Source organism: Paenibacillus sp. FSL R5-192 (assembly GCF_000517845.1).
GTDB lineage: Bacteria > Bacillota > Bacilli > Paenibacillales > Paenibacillaceae > Paenibacillus > Paenibacillus amylolyticus.
This window is the reverse complement of the sequence record NZ_ASPR01000021.1, coordinates 56,580-80,515: the sequence shown is the minus strand read 5'-3', so window position 1 is coordinate 80,515 and position 23,936 is coordinate 56,580. Positions and strand designations below refer to the sequence as shown.

General features: G+C 47.7%; 20 protein-coding genes. 15 read left to right on the top strand and 5 right to left on the bottom strand.

Annotation, left to right across the window (positions count from 1 at the left end):
• Positions 1 to 44: 44 nt before the first annotated feature.
• Positions 45 to 1,046, top strand: coding sequence for an NAD-dependent epimerase/dehydratase family protein (locus C161_RS17135; protein ID WP_200868488.1), 1,002 nt, complete (start codon positions 45 to 47; stop codon positions 1,044 to 1,046).
• A 165-nt stretch (positions 1,047 to 1,211) separates the two neighbouring features.
• On the opposite strand, the gene C161_RS32000 is transcribed toward C161_RS17135, so the two are convergent.
• Positions 1,212 to 1,388, bottom strand: a complete 177-nt coding sequence (locus C161_RS32000; RefSeq protein ID WP_074092719.1) for a CsbD family protein — start codon at positions 1,386 to 1,388, stop codon at positions 1,212 to 1,214.
• Between the two features lie 685 nt (positions 1,389 to 2,073).
• On the opposite strand from C161_RS32000, the gene C161_RS17130 reads away from it, so the two are divergent.
• From C161_RS17130 to C161_RS17085, 10 genes are all read left to right on the top strand, one after another.
• Complete coding sequence (locus C161_RS17130) at positions 2,074 to 2,520, top strand: DUF1641 domain-containing protein (RefSeq protein WP_017691658.1); 447 nt, start codon at positions 2,074 to 2,076, stop codon at positions 2,518 to 2,520.
• 24 nt (positions 2,521 to 2,544) lie between these two features.
• Positions 2,545 to 3,726, top strand: a complete 1,182-nt coding sequence (locus tag C161_RS17125; protein ID WP_036606574.1) for an NAD(P)/FAD-dependent oxidoreductase — start codon at positions 2,545 to 2,547, stop codon at positions 3,724 to 3,726.
• A gap of 317 nt (positions 3,727 to 4,043) precedes the next feature.
• Positions 4,044 to 4,688: an SDR family oxidoreductase gene (locus C161_RS17120; RefSeq protein WP_036671628.1), complete on the top strand. Its 645-nt coding sequence runs from the start codon at positions 4,044 to 4,046 to the stop codon at positions 4,686 to 4,688.
• 55 nt (positions 4,689 to 4,743) lie between these two features.
• A complete protein-coding gene (locus C161_RS17115; protein ID WP_036671627.1) occupies positions 4,744 to 5,496 on the top strand; it encodes a response regulator transcription factor in 753 nt (250 codons plus the stop codon).
• Positions 5,493 to 6,869, top strand: a complete 1,377-nt coding sequence (locus C161_RS17110; protein WP_036671625.1) for a sensor histidine kinase — start codon at positions 5,493 to 5,495, stop codon at positions 6,867 to 6,869. Before C161_RS17115 ends, C161_RS17110 begins: the two co-directional genes overlap by 4 nt.
• A gap of 78 nt (positions 6,870 to 6,947) precedes the next feature.
• Positions 6,948 to 7,748 carry a PepSY domain-containing protein gene (locus C161_RS17105; protein ID WP_036671624.1) on the top strand — a complete coding sequence of 267 codons (801 nt, stop codon included), beginning with the start codon at positions 6,948 to 6,950 and terminating at the stop codon, positions 7,746 to 7,748.
• A gap of 235 nt (positions 7,749 to 7,983) precedes the next feature.
• Positions 7,984 to 8,613, top strand: coding sequence for a PepSY domain-containing protein (locus C161_RS17100; protein ID WP_036671701.1), 630 nt, complete (start codon positions 7,984 to 7,986; stop codon positions 8,611 to 8,613).
• A gap of 363 nt (positions 8,614 to 8,976) precedes the next feature.
• Positions 8,977 to 10,485: an RICIN domain-containing protein gene (locus tag C161_RS17095; RefSeq protein ID WP_340018735.1), complete on the top strand. Its 1,509-nt coding sequence runs from the start codon at positions 8,977 to 8,979 to the stop codon at positions 10,483 to 10,485.
• Positions 10,486 to 10,718: 233 nt separating this feature from the next.
• Positions 10,719 to 11,504 (top strand): ABC transporter ATP-binding protein, encoded by a 786-nt coding sequence (locus C161_RS17090; RefSeq protein WP_036606587.1) that lies wholly within the window; start codon positions 10,719 to 10,721, stop codon positions 11,502 to 11,504.
• 1 nt (position 11,505) lies between these two features.
• Complete coding sequence (locus tag C161_RS17085; RefSeq protein WP_036671623.1) at positions 11,506 to 13,173, top strand: hypothetical protein; 1,668 nt, start codon at positions 11,506 to 11,508, stop codon at positions 13,171 to 13,173.
• A 506-nt stretch (positions 13,174 to 13,679) separates the two neighbouring features.
• On the opposite strand, the gene C161_RS33425 is transcribed toward C161_RS17085, so the two are convergent.
• Entirely contained in the window at positions 13,680 to 14,894 is a 1,215-nt protein-coding gene (locus C161_RS33425) for a Glu/Leu/Phe/Val dehydrogenase dimerization domain-containing protein (RefSeq protein ID WP_036671698.1), read from the bottom strand.
• A 346-nt stretch (positions 14,895 to 15,240) separates the two neighbouring features.
• On the opposite strand from C161_RS33425, the gene C161_RS17075 reads away from it, so the two are divergent.
• The 3 genes from C161_RS17075 (at position 15,241) to C161_RS17065 (ending at position 18,341) form a co-directional block, all read left to right on the top strand.
• Positions 15,241 to 15,756: a DUF2179 domain-containing protein gene (locus C161_RS17075; protein ID WP_036671622.1), complete on the top strand. Its 516-nt coding sequence runs from the start codon at positions 15,241 to 15,243 to the stop codon at positions 15,754 to 15,756.
• 289 nt (positions 15,757 to 16,045) lie between these two features.
• Positions 16,046 to 17,473, top strand: a complete 1,428-nt coding sequence (locus C161_RS17070; RefSeq protein ID WP_036671620.1) for a pectate lyase family protein — start codon at positions 16,046 to 16,048, stop codon at positions 17,471 to 17,473.
• A gap of 190 nt (positions 17,474 to 17,663) precedes the next feature.
• Positions 17,664 to 18,341 (top strand): hypothetical protein, encoded by a 678-nt coding sequence (locus C161_RS17065; RefSeq protein ID WP_051449785.1) that lies wholly within the window; start codon positions 17,664 to 17,666, stop codon positions 18,339 to 18,341.
• A 75-nt stretch (positions 18,342 to 18,416) separates the two neighbouring features.
• On the opposite strand, the gene C161_RS17060 is transcribed toward C161_RS17065, so the two are convergent.
• The 3 genes from C161_RS17060 to C161_RS17050 all read right to left on the bottom strand — a co-directional run bounded on the left by C161_RS17060 (position 18,417) and on the right by C161_RS17050 (position 22,005).
• Complete coding sequence (locus tag C161_RS17060) at positions 18,417 to 19,493, bottom strand: substrate-binding domain-containing protein (protein ID WP_036606594.1); 1,077 nt, start codon at positions 19,491 to 19,493, stop codon at positions 18,417 to 18,419.
• A 140-nt stretch (positions 19,494 to 19,633) separates the two neighbouring features.
• Positions 19,634 to 20,818 carry a glycoside hydrolase family 130 protein gene (locus C161_RS17055; protein WP_036671619.1) on the bottom strand — a complete coding sequence of 395 codons (1,185 nt, stop codon included), beginning with the start codon at positions 20,816 to 20,818 and terminating at the stop codon, positions 19,634 to 19,636.
• Entirely contained in the window at positions 20,815 to 22,005 is a 1,191-nt protein-coding gene (locus C161_RS17050) for an AGE family epimerase/isomerase (protein WP_036671617.1), read from the bottom strand. Before C161_RS17050 ends, C161_RS17055 begins: the two co-directional genes overlap by 4 nt.
• A 451-nt stretch (positions 22,006 to 22,456) precedes the next feature.
• Between C161_RS17050 and C161_RS17045 the strand changes: the two genes are divergently transcribed.
• A complete protein-coding gene (locus tag C161_RS17045) occupies positions 22,457 to 23,770 on the top strand; it encodes an ABC transporter substrate-binding protein (protein ID WP_036671616.1) in 1,314 nt (437 codons plus the stop codon).
• Positions 23,771 to 23,936 lie beyond the last annotated feature (166 nt).

Here is a 23,936-nt window from a genome sequence, read left to right as displayed (position 1 = left end):
CTCTTCATTGCACTCGTTGTATAAATCGCAAGGGGGAATCGTGTGTGAACATTGTGATTACAGGGGCTTCTGGATTTGTGGGATTTAATCTTTCACAGTATTTGGCGCAAAAGGGGCATCGAATTACCCTTCTGGATCGGGATGATTATTGTCAGAGGCTGGTTCATATCTCTCCTCTGCACGAGATGCCGTTCATCTGTTGTGACCTTGCATCGGACCGGATTCATCTACCTCCAGGAACAGATTACATAATCCATCTGGCGGCCATGCCACACGTGGATTATTCGTATCATCAGCCAGGGGAAGTTTTTCGCAATAATACACTCAGCACACAGTCTATCCTGCAATATGCTACAGAACATCACATTCCAGTCTTGCTGGCTTCATCCGTTGAAGTGTATGGCGGCGATTGGGGCAGAGTCTATCATGAATCAGATCCGTATGCACCCGTCTCTCCTTATTCCGCGTCCAAAGTCGCGTGTGAAATGCTGGCTCACTCCTATGCTCAATGTTACCAGCTTCCAGTCAAACTCTTTCGTTTGACCAACCTCTATGGTCCATGGCAGTTGCCAGACCGTATTATTCCCCGAAATTTTGGTCGGATGTTGGACGGACTGCCTCTGGATATCCAGGGATCGGCAGTGCGTGATTTCTTGTATGTAGATGATGCCCTCCGGGCCATTGAACAGATCATGCTGAAAGGCAAAGACGGACAGGTCTACAACATATCGACAGGGCTTGGAACAACCATGCAGGAAATAGGGGAGATATTGAAACCAATGGATCGATCCGTAGCTGCTGTAGAGATCCGGGAGCAAGAACCAACCCAGTCCAGAGGGTCGAGTCTGGTCGTACATTCAGGCAGATTGCGAGCGGAATTGGGTTGGTTACCACAAACCACGTTGGAAAAGGGATTGGAAAAAACCTTCCGTTGGTATCAGGAACATCCCGAATGGGTCAGACAGTTCAGCCGTGAATACCATACAACAAGGGAAACGCGCAGTTTCATTATCGATATGGCAAGATACGCAGTTCCAGCAGTATAAAATGCACAAAAAAAGCCAGGGAAGGGTGTATTGAGTAACACCTTCCTTGGCTTTTTTGCGCCTCCGTCTCATTTTCGGATTTCATCCGAACACGGACGGTCAGGCTATTTTAAAATAATCTATTGCACGAAATCTTCGTGCTGTTGGACCTCACATTAAAAGGATCTAGTGATGATCTTTTTTAATGTCGGCAATTTTATCCTGTACAGCACCTTTGGCTTTGTCTTTTTTACCCTCAGCCTGAAGGGATCTGTTATTGGTTGCATTACCGATCTGATCCTTCACTTCGCCTTTGGCCTTGTTTACGCCTGCTTTGATTTTATCGCCAGTTGAATTACTCATATCGAACATCTCCTTCGTTTCTGGTGTAGTCCTTATTAACCGGGATGTCCGCATTCTAAACGCAATGGCTTTGTTCCAAGTTTTGCATTCGTGACGCAAGAGGTTCATACTTGAAATAGAAAAGATGTCTCAATGATGGAATAAGGCCGAGCCCAACGCTGCATAATAACGACAGTGACCAATTTCGTTGCATGAAAATTGTGATATTGGAAAACAATTCCTGAACATTTGGATAAACGAATCCTTCCTTGTGTACATATCGCACATCTGGTCATATGTGATCTTGTCTTAATACCACATGTGGTAGGAATACGGATCTTGGACAGGAGGATCGGCGGCGTTAGCTTGCCTTCATGGGTTGACAAAAAAATCGATTTTGTTACAATGTTCACAATATCTTCACAAGTGTAAAAAATTTCTTTTTCATGTTCATGTGTAAGAGGTGTAATATAAGGGTATAGAGTTCGGTTTCGGCCTGCTTGTCGTTTTGTGCGTCAACACATGTTGTCCGCAATAGATCCAAGATACAATGCATGATATGGGAGTAGCCATGAGCTACGCTCATCCTATTGTGTGAAATTTGGTACATTTAAATGTATTCGATGTATTTTGTGGTTCGGCTCTGCTTGACAGGCATCATGAAAGTCGCGGACTTCTATCCCAAAGTAAAGGAGGACTTTCTCTTATGTCACAATCGCCTACTCAACAAGAGGTGCCAGTTACAGAAGGTGCCAACGTTTCCGAGCGCCAGTCCTTGGACGTTCTGGATCAACTGATGAAGCCTGAGGTACAGGAGTCTTTAACCGTTCTGGTGGAGAACCTGCCTAAATTGGCTGAAATGGTTACTGCTATGACAAAAGCTTATGACTTTGCACAAAGTGTAGCAACAGACAAAGTTCTGATCAGCGACACAATGAGCGCAATGGGCGAGTTCGCTAAGCCTGTTGTAGACAAAGCTAAAGGTGTAGCTTCTGCTGCCATCGAAGCCAATGACCGTGCGCAAACAGAGCAAACTTCAGTTGGCTTGTTCGCTATGCTGAAAATGCTTAAAGATCCAAACGTACAACAATCGCTTCGTTTTGCTCAATCTTTCTTGAGCATCTTGAACGAGCGTCAACAACCGAAACGTTAAGACTTAGAAGAACGGAGGATGGATATGTCGAAGCAAATTTTGATCTTGGGTGGAGGATACGGCGGTCTGTTGACTGCATTGACTGCGCGTCAATACTTGTCTCCGGAAGAAGCGACAATTACTGTCGTGAACCGTTACCCTACACACCAAATTATCACGGAACTGCACCGTCTTGCAGCGGGAAGCATTGCTGAACAAGCAGTTGCTCTTCCACTTGAAAAATTGCTGCGTGGCAAAAACGTGAACTTGAAAATCGATACGGTGGATACAATCAAGCCGGACGAGAAGAAAGTTCTGATGACCAGCGGCTCCACATACTCTTACGATGCACTTGTTGTTGCCTTGGGCAGCGAAACGGCATTCTTCGGAATTCCGGGATTGCAAGAGTACAGCTTCACGCTCAAATCGGTTAGCGATGCAAACCGTATTCGTGCACACGTTGAAGCACGTCTTGATGCTTACAAACAGTCCGGCAACAAAGCAGACGCTACGTTTGTTATTGGTGGTGGCGGCTTGACAGGTATTGAGCTTGTTGGCGAATTCGCTGACCTGCTTCCTGCTGTATGTCAAGAAAAAGGCATCGACTTCAAAGAAGTATCCCTGTACACAGTTGAAGCAGGTCCTTCCATCCTGGCAGGATTCCCGCCAGAGCTGGTTGAACGTGCTAAATCAAGTCTTGAGAAACGTGGCGTTAACTTCATCGTTGGCGTAGCGATTACCGAGATGAAAGAAAACGAAGTTCTGCTGAAAGACGGCAGCTCCATCCCTACGAACACACTCGTATGGACAGGTGGCGTACAAGGCAACGCTGTTGTTGCTAACAGCGGAATTGAAGTGGATCGTGGCCGTGCGAAAGTTACGGAAGTTCTGCAATCTACTTCTCACAAAGACGTGTTTGTTGCTGGTGACAGCGCAGTAGTCTTCCCTAGCGAAGGCGCTCGCCCTTACCCTCCAACAGCACAATTGGCTTGGCAAATGGGTGAGACTATTGGTCACAACTTGGGCGTTATGTTCAAAGGTGGCGCAATGGAATCCTTCACACCAGTATTCTCCGGTACGCTGGGAAGTCTGGGTCGTAAAGATGCTGTCGGCATGATCGGTGGCAACCAGACTCGTCTGAAAGGTCTGCCTGCAACCATGATGAAAGAAGCAAGTAACATCCGTTACCTGGCTCATATTCACGGTTTGTTCGCACTGGCTTACTAATCTTAATGCCATTCAAGGGCGCCCTTTTGGGCGTCCTTTTTGGTTGTCACGATTACAAAGGATAACAGATATTCAGAATGAAAAAAGGTGCGGCAGAAGTGGTCAAATGTGAGGTCGCGTATAAAGTACCTAGGGGATATGGCATATTAATGGGACAACGGAAGACTTCACATTTCTTAGAGGTACTGAACAGGCATGGACATGAAGCCGGCGCTTAGAAGCGCCGGCTTTCGTTTAAATTATAGGATGAGCATCTTTAAATAAAAGGAACGGGGGGCAACAACAAGCCATCCGTTCAACTGAGAGGAGAATGACGTATGAACGTTTTAGTTATAGGAGCAAATGGACAAATCGGAAAGTTTGTGGTGGAGCAGCTGGCACAGGAAGGCAAACATAAAGTAACGGCTATGATCCGCAAACCGGAGCAGGCGGATGCACTGAAGGAACTCGGTGCAGATGTGGTAATTGGTGACCTGGAGGGTAGTGTGGAGGACTTGGCTGAGGCAATGAAGGATCATAATGCCATTGTGTTTACGGCGGGTTCTGGCGGATCTACCGGTCAGGACAAAACACTGCTTATTGATCTTGACGGTGCGGTGAAAACGATGGAAGCCGCAGAGCAGCAAGGAATCTCCAGATATATTCTGGTCAGTGCGTATGGCGCAGATCAACGGGAGAAATGGTCAGAGTCCATCAAGCCTTATTACGTGGCGAAACATTATGCGGATCGTGCATTGTTTGCAAGTGATCTCAATTACACGATTATACGTCCAGGCGGTCTCAAGAATGAACCAGGCACAGGCAAGATTGCAGTTGGAACCGATCTGGAGCCGGGGAGCATCCCACGTGAAGATGTAGCCCGTGTAATCGTGGCTTCTTTGCAGGAAGAGAAGACGTACCGGATGGCCTTTGATCTGGTTGCCGGGGAGCATCCCGTTGAAGATGCCTTGGGCAAATTGTAGATGTTATTGTAAGATAACGGGAGAATGAAATGATGGGGATGAGGGGGAGCGCTGCATGAACGAAGCCGTGCTGGTCATAGAGGATGAGCCCAAAATAGCACGTCTGCTGGAACTGGAACTACAGTATGAGGGATATCAGGTGGGCAAGGCTGGTAGTGGAACAGAAGGACTGGAGAAGTATGCTGAAGGACAGTGGGATCTGATTCTGCTGGATGTGATGTTGCCTGGTCTGAGTGGAATTGAAGTGTTGCGGCGAGTTCGGGCCAAAGATGCTACGGTCCCGATCATTATGCTCACTGCCAAAGATTCTGTAGAAGACAAAGTATCCGGCCTGGATCTTGGAGCCAATGACTACATCACCAAACCGTTCCAGATTGAAGAGCTACTTGCGAGAGTTCGGGCTGCATTGCGGCTTAGTGCAGTGGCGTCTGTTGTTTCTTCCGCTTCTTCTACACCTGTTGATACAGGGAATGACTCTTCTGGGCATCAGGATGAAGTTGAGGCGGGCTGGTTGACGGCTGCCGGGTTGAAACTAAATGAAGGAACGCGAGAGGTATCCCGAGATGGTGTAGCCATTGAGCTTACTCCACGTGAGTTCGACCTGCTCGTGTACCTGCTTCAAAATCAACGTCAGGTGCTCAGTCGTGATCAGATTGTGCAGGCCGTGTGGGGATACGATTATTATGGAGATACCAATGTGGTGGATGTGTACATCCGTTATGTGCGCAAAAAGGTGGATAACGGATTCACACCGCCCTTAATACATACCGTACGGGGCGTAGGATACGTCCTGAAGGAACAGTTATGAGCCTGCGCAGTAAAATCTACGGATATTCGTCTGTATTATTTGCTGTGCTGTTAATCGCGGTGAACCTGTCGGTCTACATCGTGTTTGAACGGATGTCGATTGATAACGAGGTTAATCGGGTGGAAGCGGAAGCGGAGTCTATTGTCAAAGGAGTGCGTCAGTCTGCCGGCTCCATTCCGCCGGATGACTTGTTACGGGCCTACGCGCCTGTGAACGGCATGCTCCGGATTGTTAATGAAGACGGCACCAGTTCCCCGGTGACAACAACAGCAGCTTCCGAGCAGCTGAGCAAGCTGCCTTATAAGTACGAAAGTGAGAAGAAATCGGAGTATACCCAAGTTGAACAGATTGGTTATGTGTGGGTATCAGTCCCGGTCATCTGGCCTGATGGCGAGGTGGTGAATGTACAAGTCACCGAGAGCATTGCAGAGACGGAGAATCGTCTGTCTGTACTGCGAACTGTGCTTGTGGCGGTCACGATTATTGCTCTCATTCCAGCCATTATCTCCAGCCGGATTCTGGCGAATCGAATGACCAGACCGATTCAGCAGATGACACGCACGATGACTGATATCCAGTCCAGCGGCCAATTTAAGCGTCTTCCACTGGAGGAAGGATCGAAGGATGAACTGAAAACGATGGGACAGACGTTTAACCGGATGATGGATTTACTCGAATCCAACTTTGAGCGACAGGAGCGATTTGTATCCGATGCATCTCATGAGCTCAAAACACCACTGACTATTATTGAGAGTTATGCCAGTCTGCTACAGCGACGAGGAAAAGAGCGGCCCGAGGTATTTGATGAAGCGGTAGAAGCGATTCTGTCCGAATCGGTTCGCATGCGAGAGATGACCGAGCAACTGTTACTGCTTGCGAAGCAGCCAGAGCAGTGGAATGTGCAGTTGGCGCGTGTGGATATCACGAGACTGGCTACAGACTCGACACGTGCATTTCGCGAAGCCTATCACCGTGAAGTCCGGTGTGAAGATCCAGGTCCAATCTGGGCGATCAGCGATGAGAGTAAGCTGAAGCAGCTTTTGTTTATTTTGCTGGATAATGCCCGGAAGTATAGTGAGGATGCAATTGAAGTCAGGCTTGAAGCCAAGGGACAAGAGTGCCGTATTCGAATCGTGGATACCGGGATTGGTATGCGGGAGGACGAGCTGGAGAAGGTATTTGACCGATTCTACCGGGTTGATCCGGCCAGAACACGCAGCTTAGGTGCAAGTGGTTCAGGTCTGGGATTGTCACTTGCCAAAGAGCTTGCAGGGGCAGTTGGAGCACGGATCGAACTGACCAGCACCGAGGGTGAAGGCACCGAGGCTTCGATTATTTTGCCTTTATCGGTTCAGAACGGGCCGCTCTCATGAAATTCTCATTCTTCTCTTATATACTGATAAGCATCAGATCAACTGGGGATGATAAGAGAGTGCATAGGGGGAAACGTGATGACAGAACATGAGCAGCGACCACCGGAGATGAAACGGCATGAACAAGGGAACATTGGATGGGCGAAATCGCGAAGGTCACTCTGGTGGGGTGCAGGGCTTCTCGTTGTGCTGATTGTGGCAGTTGTGGTGTGGTGGAAGCCTTGGCAATCGACTGGTGCGGTACTTACGGCAGATGCGGCAGCACAATCGGTGCTTGATCAATATCCAGGAGAGATTGTAAATTCGACGTTGAAGGACGGGACGTATATCATGCAGCTCCGTTCGGAGACCGGCCTATATGATGTGCAAGTGGATGCCGTTACAGCTGCTGTGAATTCCATTAAACGGCTGGAGTCGAACCCGCAAGCGGAAGAGAAGACGTTATGGAGCCGCGAGCAGATCAAGACGGCGTTGTTAAAACAACAGACAGATAACCAATTGGTCTCGCTTGAACTTGTGGAGCAGCAAGGCAGTCCGGTATACACCGCGGTAGTGAAGGCAAAGGATAACAGTCGTGAAGAACTCACGATTGATCCATACACGGGAGAGACGATAGCTTCCAAAACAATAGCAGCCCCGACAACTGAACCAACCAAGGATGATCCCAAACCTCAGTTTCTGAGCGAGAAACAAGCCAAACAGAAGGCACTTGCGGAGGTTCCGGGGGAAGTGGACGACATCGAACTGCGTGGAACTAACAGCGGGAATCCATATTATCTGGTTGAAATTGATTTGGAGGATGGCCGGGAGGCTATTGTGCAAGTGAATGCCATCTCAGGAGCAATTCGTTCGGTGACTTGGGATGAGGACGATGATTAACATTTGTACAGGAATCCATTGAATATAGAGTTACACCTTGTTGGATAGATGATTCCTAATGTTGGGGTCATCTTTTTCATTTCTTTTAGATTACATACATAATGAACACTCATTAAATGAGCATTCTCTTCATTTTCTCATCAAATTCTAATCTAACTCTCGCTGATCTCTCATTCCTGCAGGTTATTCTATAAATGTAGACGAGAACGAAACAACAACGAGGAGATGAATGATGATGATGAACAAACATAAACTTTGGATTGGTAGCTTGTCAGCAGCAGTATTACTTGGTGGATCAGCCGTAGCGGCTAGCGGGAATGTGAACGGACAATCGGTGCAAACTACACCAACGTCAACAACACAATCTGCAACACAGAATCAGAACAGCACAGGTAAAATGCTGAATGCATCCCAAGCGAAAGCGTTGGCGTTAAAAGCAGCCGATGGTAAAGTGGATGACGTGGATCTGGAGCGTAGAAACGGCCAAACGTTCTATGAAGTTGAGATCGACAGAAAAGGAACCAATGATGTTGTCGTTCGTCTGGATGCTTATACAGGCAAAATCCTTGCGGTCGTGAATGATGAAGACTACGATGATGACGACGATTATAAAGGTACTGTAACAGGCAACACATCTAATAACTCTACTTCCAAGCAGGTCAAATTGACGGCATCCCAGGCTTCAAACATTGCGTTGAAACAAGTTACGGGTGGTAAAGTAACCAAAGTCGAGCTGGATCATGATGATGGTCGCTATGTGTATGAGATCGAACTGAGAACTGCTCAAGGTGAAGCAGATGTAGATATCGATGCCAACACAGGTAAAGTGTTATCGTTTGACCAGGATTTTGACGACCAAGATTAAGCAATAAGGGTGAGTATACGCCGATAAAACATCATATAAAAACCTGCCTATGAACAGCCGCACACAGCTAGAGATCGTTACATCATGGAGGGGCAAGGCAGGTATAGCAGAGGACGCTTCGGGGGAAGCGTCTTTTTGTTGTTGATGGAGAGAGAGCGGAGTATGAAATTGTACATCTTCCGCCGGATTGTTCACTATTCGAGCAGGAACGTGGCGGATACAATCGGAATCAGGGAGGTGAACGCCCAGCCAGTATTGCCAGGAATTCTAATGCTGAAATGCATCATCGATCGGAGGCAGATAAGACATATCGATTTTATTTTATGTAAGCGCTTCACAAAAAACATGGAGGTGCATTACGATATGGCTATGAACGATGGATGGTTGAAAAAGAATACACATTCACGTCGCTTTACCCGCCGCTTAAGTTATCTGCTTGCTTTGGTTTTGGCGCTGCAATCAATAGGTATGCTGCTTGCACCCGGACCGAATGCTTCAGCTGCTCCACTTAGTGTAACGAACGGGATACAGTTCAAGGATACCAATGGCAATGTCGTTCATGCTCATGGGGGCGGGATGATTAAGGCAAATGGGTATTATTACTGGTTTGGAGAGAATCGTAATACGAATGGAACGTTCAAGGCAGTGTCCGTGTATCGTTCATCGGATCTGAAGAACTGGGAGTATCGTAATGATGTGCTGACCAGCAGCTCGGCAGCCGAGCTAAATATCTCTAACATTGAACGCCCAAAGGTCATCTACAACAGTGCTACCGGCAAATATGTGCTGTGGATGCACAAGGAGAATGGTCTGGATTATGGCGAGGCCCGAGTGGCGGTAGCTACTTCGAATACGGTGGATGGCAATTACACATATGTGGGCAGTTATCGTCCACTTGGGTATGATTCCAGAGACATGACGGTATACAACGATAACGGAACCGCTTATCTGATCTCTGCGACCCGAGTGAATGCTGATCTGAATATATATAAGCTGACCCCGGATTTCCTGGGTGTGGAATCCCTTGTCACAACACTGTGGCCTGGACAATATCGTGAAGCACCAGCTCTATTCAAAAAAGACGGCGTCTACTTCCTGATCACCTCGGGTGCGACCGGCTGGAATCCAAATCAGGCCAAATATGCGACAGCCTCCAGCATTACAGGCACATGGAGCGGGCTTAGCAATTTTGGAGACAGCACAACGTATGGTTCTCAATCCACCTATGTTGTTCCAGTAGAAGGTTCACAGACCACATCCTATCTCTACATGGGTGATCGCTGGGCTGGTGCATGGAGCGGACCGGTGCAGGATTCCAAGTATGTCTGGCTGCCACTTTCATTCCCGAGTGCAACCAGTCTGGCGATGAACTGGGCCAGCAGTATTACGATTGATACAGCAACAGGGACTGTGACCGGAGTGAGTACACCGGATGTCTGGGACCCGAATGCTTCATATCAGCTGATTAGTCGTAAGAGTAACAAATTGCTAAATGTCATTGGGGGTTCTTCCGCCAACGGTGCGGACCTGGAGCAGCGAGCAGATGGGGGGATGACAAGTCAACAGTGGCAGATTACCGATGCGGGTGGCGGTTATGTCAAAATCATCAACCGTTCCAGTGGCAAGCTAATTGGTGTGGAGAATGGTGCCACGACCGATGGGGCTGTCATTGAACAGTGGAATGATGGTGGCTGGGCCAGTCAGCAATGGCAGCTCGTCCATGTAGGTGGTGGTTATTATAAACTGAAGAACCGCAGTACAGGCAAAGTATTGGATATCTCCAGTCAATCCCTGGCAGATGGGGCTGCGGCCATCCAGTGGACGGATAATGGCGGCACGAATCAACATTTTCAGATTGTTAAGGTGCAGTAAGACTTTTAGATATTAGAAAATAAGATTCAACATAAAGTGGAAGCCCTTGTCTCTTACCATAAGGTGGGACAGGGGCTTTGTGATGTGTTCGCGCTTGTTACGTGATGCTCTTACTCGAAAGGGATATCCAGTTGATGGCTCATATCGTGACCTATTTCCGATCATTACCATCCCAATCTGTGGTAAACTAGTAGAATTGTAGAAAAAGATAGAGACAGGAGCTGGATAACGAAGTGAGTGAACAACAAGTGCTATCAATTGAAAGCTTGCGTATGAGATACAACGGACGTTATGTGCTGAACGGCATCGATCTGGAAGTAAATCGCGGTGAGATGATTGGATATATTGGTCCAAACGGGGCTGGCAAAAGTACGACGGTTAAGATTTTACTCGGGCTGGTTGAAGGGTATGTAGGCACGGTGCGAATCTTTGGTAAAGATATTGCGGATGGCGATGTAGAGTATAAACGCAGAATCGGCTATGTTCCGGAGGTGGCGGAATTGTACGAACAATTAACGCCTGCGGAGTATCTGACTTTTACGGGAGAGTTATACGGTATGTCCTATGAGGATGCGGATTACAAAGCCAAGCTATTGATGGATTGTTTTGGAATGGAAAAATCATATCATTCCCGCATTGCCTCTTTTTCCAAAGGTATGCGTCAGAAAGTGCTGTTGATCTCTGCGCTGCTGCATGACCCGGATCTGTTGTTCCTGGATGAACCACTCAGCGGATTGGATGCCAATAGTGTGATGGTGGTCAAAGAGATTTTGTCACAATTGTCAGCCAAAGGCACAACCATCTTCTATTCGTCACACATCATGGATGTGGTGGAGAAGATCAGCAGTCGAATTGTACTGATTGCTGAAGGACGCGTAGTGGCAGACGGTACGTTCAAGCAGCTCCAACAGCAATCCATGGAAGGCACGCTGGAGGAAGTATTCAATCAATTGACAGGCTTCAATGAACATAAAGCCATTGCTGAGCGATTTGTATCGATTGTGCAGGAGGTGTACTGATATGGAGGAATCCTCTGACTTCCGCACGCTCAAGATTCTGGATCGCTTTCGTCCGCTTATCGCCAAAACAGGGGCGGATTATGATGTACTGCGCCTGATCTTGCGAGTGAAGTTCCAGATGGATCAACGCAGAGTACCTACCATTTTATCCAACAATTCAGGGAAAAAGGAGCGCAAGGAAGGTAATCAGTTTCTTCGATCCCTGTGGTTGTATGGATTAATGGGACTGATGATGGTTCCCTTCATCGTCTGGGATACGGGGCATTTCATGCTTCAGATGGGCCTTGTGTTTGGCATCTTAATGTTTATGATCATGACGTCTATGATCTCAGATTTTTCCTCCGTGCTGCTGGACATTCGTGATCGTAATATCATTATGACGAAGCCTGTTAATGGGCGAACGGTGGGGATGGCCCGAGCCATCCATGCGGGCGTATACCTGCTATTACTGACAGGTTCATTAACCGGTATACCGCTAATTGCTGCGTTGGTAACGCATGGGATCGGATTCTTTCTGATCTTCCTTGTGGAACTGATTCTGATCAATATGCTGATTCTGGTGACAACGTCTCTGATCTATCTGTTCATGATGAAGTTTCTGGATGGTGAGAAGCTGAAGGATATGATCAATATGGTGCAAATTCTGCTTTCCGTGGGGATTGCGATCGGTTATCAGCTGGTCATTCGTTCGTTCAGCATTATTGATTTTGGTATGGTATTTACCCCGGCTTGGTGGCAGTTGCTGTTGCCTCCGTTATGGTATGCGGCTGCATATGAATGGTTATTTGCAGGGGGCGGGAATGTGTGGATCTATACGTTCACAGCACTTGCAGTCTTGGTTCCTGTGGTGAGTATGATCGTATATGTGAAGCTTATGCCTTCCTTTGAATTGTATTTGGAAAAAATGGCACATTCGGGTCAGTCCTCCGGACGCAGACGTGGAAGATGGGATCGGTTGATCTCCAAGGTGGTCAGTCGTTCGAGAGAGGAGCAGGCTTGCTTCCGTCTGTCAGCCAGCATGATGCGTAATGAACGGGAATTCAAGCTGAAGGTGTATCCATCGCTTGGTTTATCATTTGTTTTACCTTATGTATTTTGGTTTACTGAATTGCAATCTTCTAGTTGGGCGGAGTTTAGACAAAGTTCGTTTGTATACACCTTTTACATCGTGCTGATGCTGGTTGTAACGGTTGTAGTCATGCTGAAATTTTCAGGACAATATAAGGCATTCTGGACTTTTCGCGCTGCACCGATGGCGAATGATAGCGCGTTATATAAAGGAGCTCTAAAGGCATTCTTATGCAACATGTTCCTGCCTATATTTCTGGCAAATGCCGTTTTGTTCACCTGGACATTTGGATCACGGATACTGCCGGATATTACAATAATTTTGTTGACGGCTACGGCGCTTGTCCCACTGGCAGGCAAGTTGTTGCTGCGTAAGCCGCCTTTCTCCCAATCCTTCAGTATGGCACAGCAAAGTGATGGTTGGTATGTATTCGCCGCCCTCCCTGTGCTCGCTATGTTATGGGGAGTCCATGTCTTTTTCCGATCAGTGTCGGGGGGCGTGTGGATCTATGGTGCGCTATTGATCGTGGCGAATGTGTTGCTGTGGACGCTACTGTTTCGAGAGAAGAAGACAGCGAAGAAGAGGTCGGTTGCAGTTTAAGGAGTAGTAGAGTAAGAGAGAGTAAGAGAGAGTAAGAGCGCTAAACGATAAGAGAGGGTAAAAGAGCTAACCTGGACACGGATGTCGGGGTTAGCTCTTTTGATAGGTGATCCTTACCCCATAGATACTACCCCAAGGAAACCTTCGCCGCAGCGCTAACGAACCTGAGACAACCTATTCAGGGTGAAAATCTGAAATATAAATTCTAACGAACCTCAGGAACGCTATCCTTCGGAAAAGTAGCTATTTAGCTTGAAAAAGAACCAAACTAGGCACAATAACGTGCCTAAGATTCGTTAGATATTAGGTTCGCGCTAAAAGGGGCAAATAGGGTGTAACAGATTCGTTAGAATGGAGTAAAGCAGTGGAGGCTCTCTTTCAGTACGTCTAAATGTCGAAATCCAGTGAAGCTATAATGAGTTCCAGATATGCTATAGCTTTGAACATTAGAGTGACGAAGAATGTGTGGGCGGTGTGAATATACATAGGTAGCAGGGTTGGATGCCCTATTTCTTATGGCCTGAGCGGAGGATGGATTCCGCCAGCCGATCGGCTGCATCGGCTGTGGAGATCGCAGATTGCGTAGCTTCTGCGTATACCTTGCTCAGCGTGCCTGCAATCCCCGCCACCTTTTGGCGGATCAGGTCAGGCCCGGCGCCTTCCAGCTCGTAGGCGGTGGAGATGATTCCGCCTGCGTTGAGCACATAATCAGGCGCGTACAGGATGCCGCGCGCCTGCATGCGGCCTGCAACCAGCTGTCGTTCACTCAGCTGGTTGTTGGCCGCCCCGGCAACGATGGAGCAGCGCAGCTCCTCCACCGTTGCCGGGGTCAGTACGCCCCCTAGGGCACAGGGGGCGAAGACCTTGCAGTCAGCGGCGTGGATATGGGCCGGATCGGCCGAGATGGCGCCGCTGAACTGCACAAGGGCACGTTGTACACGCTCCGGTACAACGTCTGCCACAATGAGCCGTGCCCCGGCTGCATGCAGGTAACGGCACAGGGCATACCCGACTTTGCCCAGTCCCTGGACGGCAACGGGAATGCCCTGCAAAGATGCAATACCTTGCTGGCGCAGCGAGGTCACAATGCCGATGTGTACGCCGTAGGCGGTCATCTCGGCAGTGAAGTCATCCTGCGCCCCCAGCGAACCGGTGGTGTCCGTCACATGTGCGGTCTCCAGTCGGATCTGGTCCATGTCTGTCGCCGTGGTACCCAGATCAAGACCAGTCACGTATCGCCCGTTCAGCCGCTCCAGACAACGACCCAGTGCACGAAAGCGCTGCGCCCGCTTGGATACGTCCGTATCCAGGCTCTTATCTATACGATCAGCACCCTCATCGGCGACGACTTTCCGTTCAGCGGCAGCGCCCTTTTGCTGCTCTACCCCTAGATCTCCAGCGACCTGCTCAACACTTTGAGATCCGCAACCATCCTCATCCGGTTTTGTATTCTTGGCAAAAGGTACATCCCATATGACCACTTTCCCGCCACCATACGGTAGTCCAGAGATTGCATTTTTGTACGTCATGCCTTTGGCAAGCTTCACAGCATCCCGAACAGCTTCTTCCTCGGATGCATAAGTCCAGTAGCGGCATCCGCCGAGCGCAGGTCCAAGGACCGTGTTATGAATGGCAATGACCGCCCTCAATCCACTATCTGCATCATGGCAAAAAATGAGTTCCTCCATGCCTTCCCGCTCCATCTCCTGCCATAGCTGCATGACGGTACCCCCTTTTTGTTTTGACCCATCCATCCTGGTTTTGACCTGATATCCTGTGTCAGCGTGCTTGGCTTTATGATGATACAGCATATTCAAAGACTCCCATTTTCGCCCCTGGGACCTCCGCCGGGTTGATAATCGGTACAAACGGTTCTATAATTGCAGTTCCGGCATGCCAGAGAGCAGAAAATGCCTACGGATTTACATCCAACCGTTTAGAATGAGGGTATAACGTCCAATGATGGAGATAGAGCAAACATACAGGAAGCATAGATGAAACGAAATCGTCGAGTATATGCAGCAAAGGGCCAATTCCGTTGTGAAGGCCAGGAAAGAGGGATTGTGATTGTTTAAAATATTGGTATTTATCTTTTTGATCCAGATTGTCTACGTATCCGCTTATACACTCCGGATGATTCTGACACTCAAAGGACAGAAATACATCGCTGCACTGATCAGCATGGGTGAGATTGTGATCTATGTGCTCGGTCTGAATCTGGTGTTAAACTATCTTAAACAACCGGAGGCCCTGATTGTATATGCGGTAGGTTACGGATTGGGTGTGCTGCTCGGAGCGTGGATTGAAGAAAAGATTGCGCTCGGTTATATCACCGTTAAAGTAATCTGTAATCAGCTGGATGGAAGCGTCGCGAATGCCCTGCGGGATAAAGGGTACGGTGTTACTGCGTGGGTGGGTAGTGGACGTGACGGGGATCGGCTTGTGATGGAGATTCTGGCGAAACGAAAAAACCAGAAACTGCTCTATCAGACGATTCTCAGTCTGGACCCGAAAGCATTTGTCATTACTGTGGAGCCCAAACAGTTCCATGGCGGCTTCTGGACACGTTCCATTAAAAAGTAAAATCGAGCAGGTCTGCGGCAGATGCAGTCCTGCTTTTTTAATTTCATCCCATCTGGAAAGTTCTTGTTACCACGATGTATCCCTGAAACCTCACTCTCCAAGTTAACTCTGTACGATTCAAGGTTGCTTACAGTACAAACCCTTACCATACGAGCCTTTCCTAACCACATGTGAGATACGGATTATTGTTGTAATCGCTTTCAACATTTACATTGAGAACATGTCCTTCGTACCTGGCATGGCAGCGATGGACGAATGTCATCATCATATATTGGGAGGAATGGAATCGATGAAAAGCAAATTTCGAAGCTTATGCAGCACAGCTCTGGCTCTAACGTTAGGGTTAACTTTATTGTCCGGCCCGGCAAGTGTGCAGGCAGCAGGTAACGCAGACTACAATCTAACAGGCTTCTCCCAAGGGAATGCGGGCGGCGGCATCATTAGCGAATCAAACACAGCCACGTATAAGAAAGTGTATAATGCGACCGATCTGGCATTGGCGCTGAAAAAGAACTCCGGTGTCAAAGTTGTTGAGATCATGAACGATCTGAATCTGGGATGGAATGAAATTCCGAGCGCAGCGCAGACTTCTCCTTTTGCCAAGCATAATGATGCGCTGACACATCCCGTATTAAAACAGACCGGTGTCAGCAAGCTCACGATTGACGGTTTCAATGGACTCACGATTTTCTCCGCCAATGGTTCCAAGATCAAACACGCTGCGATCAGCGTGAAACGAAGCTCAAATGTCATCATCCGCAACCTGGAATTTGATGAGTTATGGGAATGGGATGAATCCACCAAAGGTGATTACGACAAGAACGATTGGGATTACATCACCCTGGAGGAGAACAGCAACGTGTGGATTGATCACTGCACATTTAATAAAGCCTATGACGGACTCGTCGATTCGAAAAAAGGAACCAGCGGCGTGACCATCTCTTGGTCCCTCTTCAAAGGGGATGACGGCAGCTCGAACAGCTGGGTCACCCAGCAGATTAACGAATTGGAAGCAAACAAGGCTTCCTATCCCATGTACAACTACCTGCGCAGCAGTGCTGTAGGTCTTAGCAAAGCCGATATTATCGCTATCTCCGGACCACAAAAGAAAGGACATCTGGTCGGTTCGACCAGCTTGGAATCAGCTAACGCCAACCTGTCCATGACGCTGCACCATAATCTGTACAAAGATATTCAGGATCGGATGCCGCGCCTGCGTGGAGGCAACGCACATGCATACAACATCGTGATGGATTCGACAGGGGCACGTGCCGCTAAAGCCAAAATTACAACGGCGATGGCAACAGCGATTGCGTCCAAAGGTTATAAGTTCGATATCATTGGCAATGGGGCAATCTCCACAGAGAGCGGAGCCGTATTGGTCGAGAAATCAGTCATCAAGGACGTTCTGTATCCTGTTCGCAACAATCAGACCGATCCGGCAGATCCAACCTATACCGGCAAAATCAGAGTGACCGATACCATGTATTCTTTGGATGGAAGCTCATTCCGTGGCAGCAGTGATACGTCTGGTAGCCCGTTGGCGCCAATCCCGGCCGTGGTGAAATCGTTCTCCTGGAACGGCTTCTCGTCACTGCCTTACAGCTATACCACGGATGATCCATCTACGTTGAATGCACGCCTCACGGCTTCCAATGGCGCGGGTTCCGGTAAATTGACCTGGTCCAAGGACAATTGGTTGAAGACAAGTTATTGATATCAAAGTAACCTGTTGCTTTTACGTTCTTCAAATAAGGAAAAGAGTGCTCCTGCAGCTACGATAGCCGGGAGTGCTCTTTTTATATAATTTAGCTCTATAGACAGCCATTAATACAAATTCACCTTGTAATTTTACTTACCGGTAAATATAATTTATTAGAATTGACCAATAAGGATGGTGAAGCAGCTTGGATGTATGGATATATTCCGCACTTACGCTTGTTTATTTGATACTTGTTGTTCGGATGGGCGTCGATTTAACCCAGAGGAAGCAATGGCTCGCGTATTCCAGTTTTCAGCTATTCGTAGCGTTCAGTTTGGCATATGACAATGGAATGATTGCTGTAGGTAATTTGATAGGGGATGGGGAAGTGTTAATGGTCCTCAGTAGCCTTCGATTTTGGCTACATGCCTTTGCTACCCCTACCCTTATTCTTGTTGGCTACCATATCTTGCGCAGCTCAGGTGTCAAGTTTGCCAATAGAAGTATAACGAGTGTGGTGGCATGGCTGATAACTTTAGGTTTGGTTATCTACCAGATTGTAGGTTTTACTTTATCCGAGGTTAAAAATCTCAAGGTTATAGAAGAGTATGGAGTACTGAGATATATGGCAGAAGGTCATGGAGGTCCGCCGATGATGGTGATCATCGTGGGGATTGTTCTGTTATTTGTTAGCCTGGTCGTTCTTTTCAAACATAAATGGGTTTGGCTGTTTGTTGGAACTGCCTTGTTGTTTGTAGGGCAGTTAATCTCCCTGCCAGTGGAAACCGGTACTTTAACCAATGTGTATGAGTTGATCCTCATCCTCTCGATTTGGAGAACGACTACATTTTTGATGGATTCAACAGATCATCGCCGTCGTTAAGCTCCAATGCATCAGAAAAGACTGGCCAGTAAGATAAAGGCCAGTCATCTGTGTTCGTTGATTTCATTTTTTAATTCAGATATCCATAGTATCTGATGAGGCAGACACAGCACTTACCGATTCACGATAGATGATATTGCCTTTAACATGAACACGGCCGAAGCTGCGGTTTGGGTTGTCGATCTTTTTGAGCATCGACTGAACTGCGGTACGCGCCATCTGTTCTACGTCCACTTCGACGGTTGTCAGCTTGGGATCGGAGAGCGTGGCATAGATATCATTATCAAAACCAACAACAGAGCATTGGCCAGGTACCTGAATATCCATGGAAGTCAGTTTCTGAACGAGCAGATGAGCGACCTGATCACAGTTGCATACAAAAGCGGTTGGCAGCTGTTCCGGCAGATCAATCTCAATAAACGTACCCCGTTCATCCCGATCATTCAGAACCAGATCCGGATTCATCGGCAAGCGATGTTCCAGCAAGGATTTGTAGTACCCAAGGAATCGATCCTGGATGCTGCTCGTGGAATACAGGTTCCCTACATAAGCAATGTTACGGTGGCCCTGCTGAACCAGATAGTTCGTCAGCTCATAGGCAGCGTAGAAGTTATCAGTAACGACGGAATCGATGTCCGAATGTTCATCGTAGAAGTCGAGAAACATTTTGGGAACTTCCATCGATCGCACCAGTTCAATATACTCTTTGCTGATCTGTCCGAGCACGATGAAACCATCGACCTTGTTATCGCTGTACAGCTTGGGCAGTGTTAATTCCTCCTCATCCTCCACATTCAGAATGTGCAGAATGCCGTAGTAGCCCTGTTCCTCCAGATGTTTGGTGATGCGCTGGAACACGCGTACATAGAACGACTGCGTAGGCCCGGTAAAACGCTCCGGGATAATTACGCCAATATTATGGGTTAAGCCTTCCTTCATCGAACGGGCAGCAGCATTATACCGATAGCCCATTTCAACAGCAAGCACTTTAATTTTTTCCTTTAATTCGCCACTCACGCCATCTTTATCATTCAATGCTTTCGAGACGGTCACACTGCTGACCCCGAGCCTGTCGGCGATATCCCGCATGGTGATATTGTTCTTCAGTATGGTCGCCTCCTTCAAGCCGGTATAGGCACAATGTGCTGTCATTATGATGAGTGTTTTCTCCGCACATAATAACAATCCATATCAGTATACATCGTTACCCACTTGGAATAAAGCCATTCTGGCTGTTGTTTCGCTAATTTTCAGCACATTGCAGGTTTCCCTGAGAGGACGCTCTACCGATGTTACGTTAATTGTTTCTGTAAAAGCTTCTCATTCTGTTCAATCAGCTGACCCCGCTGGCTGGCACAATCCAGGGAACGATATGGATCAGCCGGTGTATTAAACGTATAATCGACTAGTTTTTCCAGCGTCGTTGTTGCCACATGACAGCGGGTATCACTGGATGCGTAATAGATAAAGACTTCTTCCTGCTCATTGACCACAGCACCGTTGCAGAAAATAACATTGGACACATCGCCTGCCCGCTCATCGTCATAAGGAGCAATGAAGTGGCCGCCCGGCTTGGCAATAATACGCGCCGGATCATTCAGATCCGTAGCGAAGGTGTATAACACGTAACGCAGGCCTGCTGCGGTGTTCCGAACTCCATGAGCAATGTGAATCCAGCCACGATCCGTCTTGAGCGGAGCAGGGCCTTGACCGTTTTTGACCTCATATACCGTATGATATTGCCGTTCGTCGATAATTGTCTCTTCATGAATGACAGGGTTCAAGATATCCTCACACAGACCAAAGGCGATTCCGCCGCCACTGCCTGTTGAGATGAATCCATCCTGTGGACGGGTGTAGAAGGCATATTTTCCATCCACGAATTCCGGGTGCAATACGACATTGCGTTGTTGAGGGGAATTCGTTGTGATGTTGGGCAACCGTTCCCAGCTTGTGAGATCTCGTGTCCGAACCAGTCCTGCCTGTGCAACTGCGCTGGATGTATCAAATGCAGGAGCCTCAGGGTCTTTGCGTTCCGAGCAATAGATGCCATAGATCCAGCCATCTTCATGTTGAACGAGGCGCATATCATACTGATTGGTTTCATCCGCATCGATATCATCCCAGACCAATGGTTTACCCGTGAAACGGAACCCGTCAATTCCATTGTCGCTCTCGGCGAGCGCAAAGATTGATTTGCGATCCAATCCTTCCGTACGGATGACCATGACGTATTTGCCATTGAAATAGATGGCTCCTGGGTTCAGTGTAGCGTTAATGCCCAGGCGTTCCATGAAATGCGGGTTTGTCGTCTCATCCAGATCGAATCTCCAATGCAGCGGTACATGATGGCGAGTGATTACTGGATATTGGTACCGATCATATATGCCGTTGTAAAAGGAAGAATTGATCTCATTAGGGCGAGTAAGCAGCTGTTCCTGTTTCTCCAGTAACTCCTTGTATTTCGGGTGTATCATTCTGATCCCATCCTCTCGATTAGTTCAATACAGAATCTGCTATTGTGATACGGGCATTTCCACGGTCCGGCAATTTCGCTCTGATCCGGTGTACCGTTGCCGTCAACCGACCAGTACCATTCCCCACCAGCGCGCTGATCAATGATGTTTTCTTTTGTATAGGTCCACAAGCGCTCCAATCTCTCCAGAAACATTGGATCACCTGTACGCTGATACGCGTTATAGAAACCGACCATCGCCTCGGCTTGAACCCACCAAATTCGCTTCTCATCGATATGTTCACCTTCTTGTTCATTTAACAGGGAACCATCCGCATTCACGGCTACATTGGAGATGTTATAGGCGATATCCGTTACCATCGCTGCATACTCCAGATGTTGTTCCATCCCCAGAACTTTCAGTGCTTCGTCGATCAGCCAGCTGGCTTCAATGTCATGTCCGAACGAGCGCAGGTCAATGATGGATTCCCAATGTTTGTTGAAAAATACCCCGAGAAACTTGGTGTCTTGGTCATACACCCGTTCATACAGAATCCCGAGTAGGCGTTCCAGCGCCGCCTTCACTTGTTGATCCGGCCACACGCGATAGAGCGTGGTGTAGGCCTCCAGCACATGGATATGCGTATTCATTGTGTAATCCGCCATAACCCCATTTTCGCTCAGCATTTCATTGGGCTGTTCCTTCCATGTGCGATCAAATTGTTCCTTGTACGCAGGTAGTTCGGCATCTAGACCTTTGTCCTCGATTAGAGCAAAAAGCGTTTTCGCAAGTTCCAATGCAGAAGTATCCCCAGTTGCACGATAGTACTCACTGAGTGAATACACGCCGAATGATTGCGTATACACATGTTTGCTCGTGTCCAGCGCTTCCCCTGTGTAATCTACCATCCAGTACATACCGCCATATTCGGTATCCATCACATGGTCAGCGAGAAAACGATAGGCGTGCTCCGCGTGATTGCGCCATCTTTCGTTTCCGGTTACCCGATAGGCTGCTGCAAAAGACCAAAGTTGCCGTGCTGTGGCGATCCCGCCTTTGGGCGCCTGTTGATTCACTTGAAGATCATTGCCAACCCAGCCGTAGAATCCACCGTCGGTTGTATCTTTTAGGTTGGACCAGAAGGGTAAAATCTGCGTCTCCCAATGCGCTTTAATCTCAGATTGAAGTTCGATTGTTTTTGTATTCATAAGTGAGCGCTCCTTCAACGTGTTACATAAATCTTAATATATAAATTGAACTAAAGAATATTTACACTGGCCACTCCGATGACAGAATAACCTTCCGATCGCTGTTATCCCCAGATTTTTTTGATTCCCTTTTTCAAAGGTGAAATTCCGGTGATAGCGTATGCTTCCGATGTAGCTTTCTTTCAGAAAGCTTTTAGGCGAACGCTCCGCTTCTTCAGGTTCTTTCTGTCCTCTACGTTTCGTGTAAATGTTTAATCAATATATATAGTTAAGTTAACGATAACTTTATTAATCAATATTAGTGCTCTGAAAAACAGATGTCAACGAAATGCATCGCAATTTTTATTGTTAAGTTATAAATAATTCAATTGACAGGTAAGCGTTGCCATAATAGAATTCATTTTGTAACCTTAACGATAACTTAATTAACTTAAGAGAGGGGTCGAAACAATTGAGAAAAAACAAAGGTTGGATGATGCTGCTGACGATGCTGCTCATCACTTCGCTACTTGCTGCATGTTCATCCGGAGGTGGATCTTCGCAGGCAGGGGAGGAGATCAGTACAGATCCGGCAGATATCAAAGGTGAAATAACTGTTCTGACACAACGTACAGATATTGTTGATACCGTATTCAAAGACTACGCAGCAGAGTTCAACAAGGAATACCCCGATGTGAAAGTAAATTTCCAGGCACTGGCCGACTACGAAGGACAAGTGAAGATCCGTATGAGCACCAAGGATTACGGTGATGTACTGATGATCCCGACCAGTGTTCCGATCGCAGATATCCCGGACTTTTTCGAGCCACTCGGCACGTACGATGAATTGAAAGACAAATACACCGCTATTGAAGAACGCATGGTGGATGGTCAGGTCTACGGTATCCCTACCGTGATCACTTTCTCCGGAATCATTTATAACAAACAGGTCTTCAAAGACGCAGGCGTTACCGAATTGCCAAAAACACCGGAGCAATTCCAGGTTGCGCTCCAATTGGTCAAAGACAATACAGATGCGGTTCCGCTCTACACCAACTATGCATCTGGCTGGGCTCTCACCCAATGGGAATCGGATCTGCCAACCGTTGCAGGCAGTGTGGATTACGTTAACGTGGACCAACCGAATACAGATGAGAACTTTGTGCCTGGTCAGCCGCACTATGAACTATATAAAGTGCTCTATGATGCAGCCAAGAACGGTCTAATCGAGAAAGATCCAACAACAACCGACTGGGAAAGCTCCAAAGCGGATCTCGCCAAAGGCAAAATTGCCACGATGGCACTGGGCTCTTGGGCCATCACGCAGATTCAAGGGATGACGGATACACCGGACGACATTGGATTCCTTCCTTTCCCTACGAATGCAAGTGAGGTTGTGGTTCCGCTCTCCGCGGACTATAACATCGGCATGAACGTGAACAGTGAGAACAAACCTGCTGCCAAAGCTTGGATTGACTGGTTCCTGGCGAAATCAAACTACGCGGTTGAACAGGGTGGCGGTATGGATGCAGACAAGAATGCTGAATTACCACCCATTTTGGATCAATATAAAGACGTTAAATTCTCCACGCTTACACCTGCCAAAGAAGGTCAGGAAGGTCTGGTCGACAAGATTGATAACGAAGGCGAAATCGGTCTCTGGCAGCCTGATTTCAAGAAACGCATTATCGAAGCAGGTATTGGGAACCGCAAGGAATCGTATGACGACATCATGAAAGATCTGAACGACAAGTGGGTCAAAGCAAGAGCAGAACTCACAAAATAATTGGATTAACGTAAGTGGATCAGGTGATGAATGGACTGCGGGGATATAGGAAGCCATTTATGAATGGAGTATGGAATATGTGGTATTTGAAAGCATGGTACCCATGCTCTTCCCCGGCAGTTATTCCGCAGGAATTCCATTGGACGGGAGTCTTTCGATATATAGG

What these genes read in the sequence shown, in the direction of transcription:
- C161_RS32000 (WP_074092719.1), bottom strand. Translation starts at nt 1,388, where the DNA reads ATGAGTAATTCAACTGGCGATAAAATCAAAGCAGGCGTAAACAAGGCC.
- C161_RS17130 (WP_017691658.1), top strand. Translation starts at nt 2,074, where the DNA reads ATGTCACAATCGCCTACTCAACAAGAGGTGCCAGTTACAGAAGGTGCC.
- C161_RS17125 (WP_036606574.1), top strand. Translation starts at nt 2,545, where the DNA reads ATGTCGAAGCAAATTTTGATCTTGGGTGGAGGATACGGCGGTCTGTTG.
- C161_RS17120 (WP_036671628.1), top strand. Translation starts at nt 4,044, where the DNA reads ATGAACGTTTTAGTTATAGGAGCAAATGGACAAATCGGAAAGTTTGTG.
- C161_RS17115 (WP_036671627.1), top strand. Translation starts at nt 4,744, where the DNA reads ATGAACGAAGCCGTGCTGGTCATAGAGGATGAGCCCAAAATAGCACGT.
- C161_RS17110 (WP_036671625.1), top strand. Translation starts at nt 5,493, where the DNA reads ATGAGCCTGCGCAGTAAAATCTACGGATATTCGTCTGTATTATTTGCT.
- C161_RS17105 (WP_036671624.1), top strand. Translation starts at nt 6,948, where the DNA reads ATGACAGAACATGAGCAGCGACCACCGGAGATGAAACGGCATGAACAA.
- C161_RS17100 (WP_036671701.1), top strand. Translation starts at nt 7,984, where the DNA reads ATGATGAACAAACATAAACTTTGGATTGGTAGCTTGTCAGCAGCAGTA.
- C161_RS17095 (WP_340018735.1), top strand. Translation starts at nt 8,977, where the DNA reads ATGGCTATGAACGATGGATGGTTGAAAAAGAATACACATTCACGTCGC.
- C161_RS17085 (WP_036671623.1), top strand. Translation starts at nt 11,506, where the DNA reads ATGGAGGAATCCTCTGACTTCCGCACGCTCAAGATTCTGGATCGCTTT.
- C161_RS33425 (WP_036671698.1), bottom strand. Translation starts at nt 14,894, where the DNA reads ATGCAGCTATGGCAGGAGATGGAGCGGGAAGGCATGGAGGAACTCATT.
- C161_RS17070 (WP_036671620.1), top strand. Translation starts at nt 16,046, where the DNA reads ATGAAAAGCAAATTTCGAAGCTTATGCAGCACAGCTCTGGCTCTAACG.
- C161_RS17060 (WP_036606594.1), bottom strand. Translation starts at nt 19,493, where the DNA reads ATGACAGCACATTGTGCCTATACCGGCTTGAAGGAGGCGACCATACTG.
- C161_RS17055 (WP_036671619.1), bottom strand. Translation starts at nt 20,818, where the DNA reads ATGATACACCCGAAATACAAGGAGTTACTGGAGAAACAGGAACAGCTG.
- C161_RS17050 (WP_036671617.1), bottom strand. Translation starts at nt 22,005, where the DNA reads ATGAATACAAAAACAATCGAACTTCAATCTGAGATTAAAGCGCATTGG.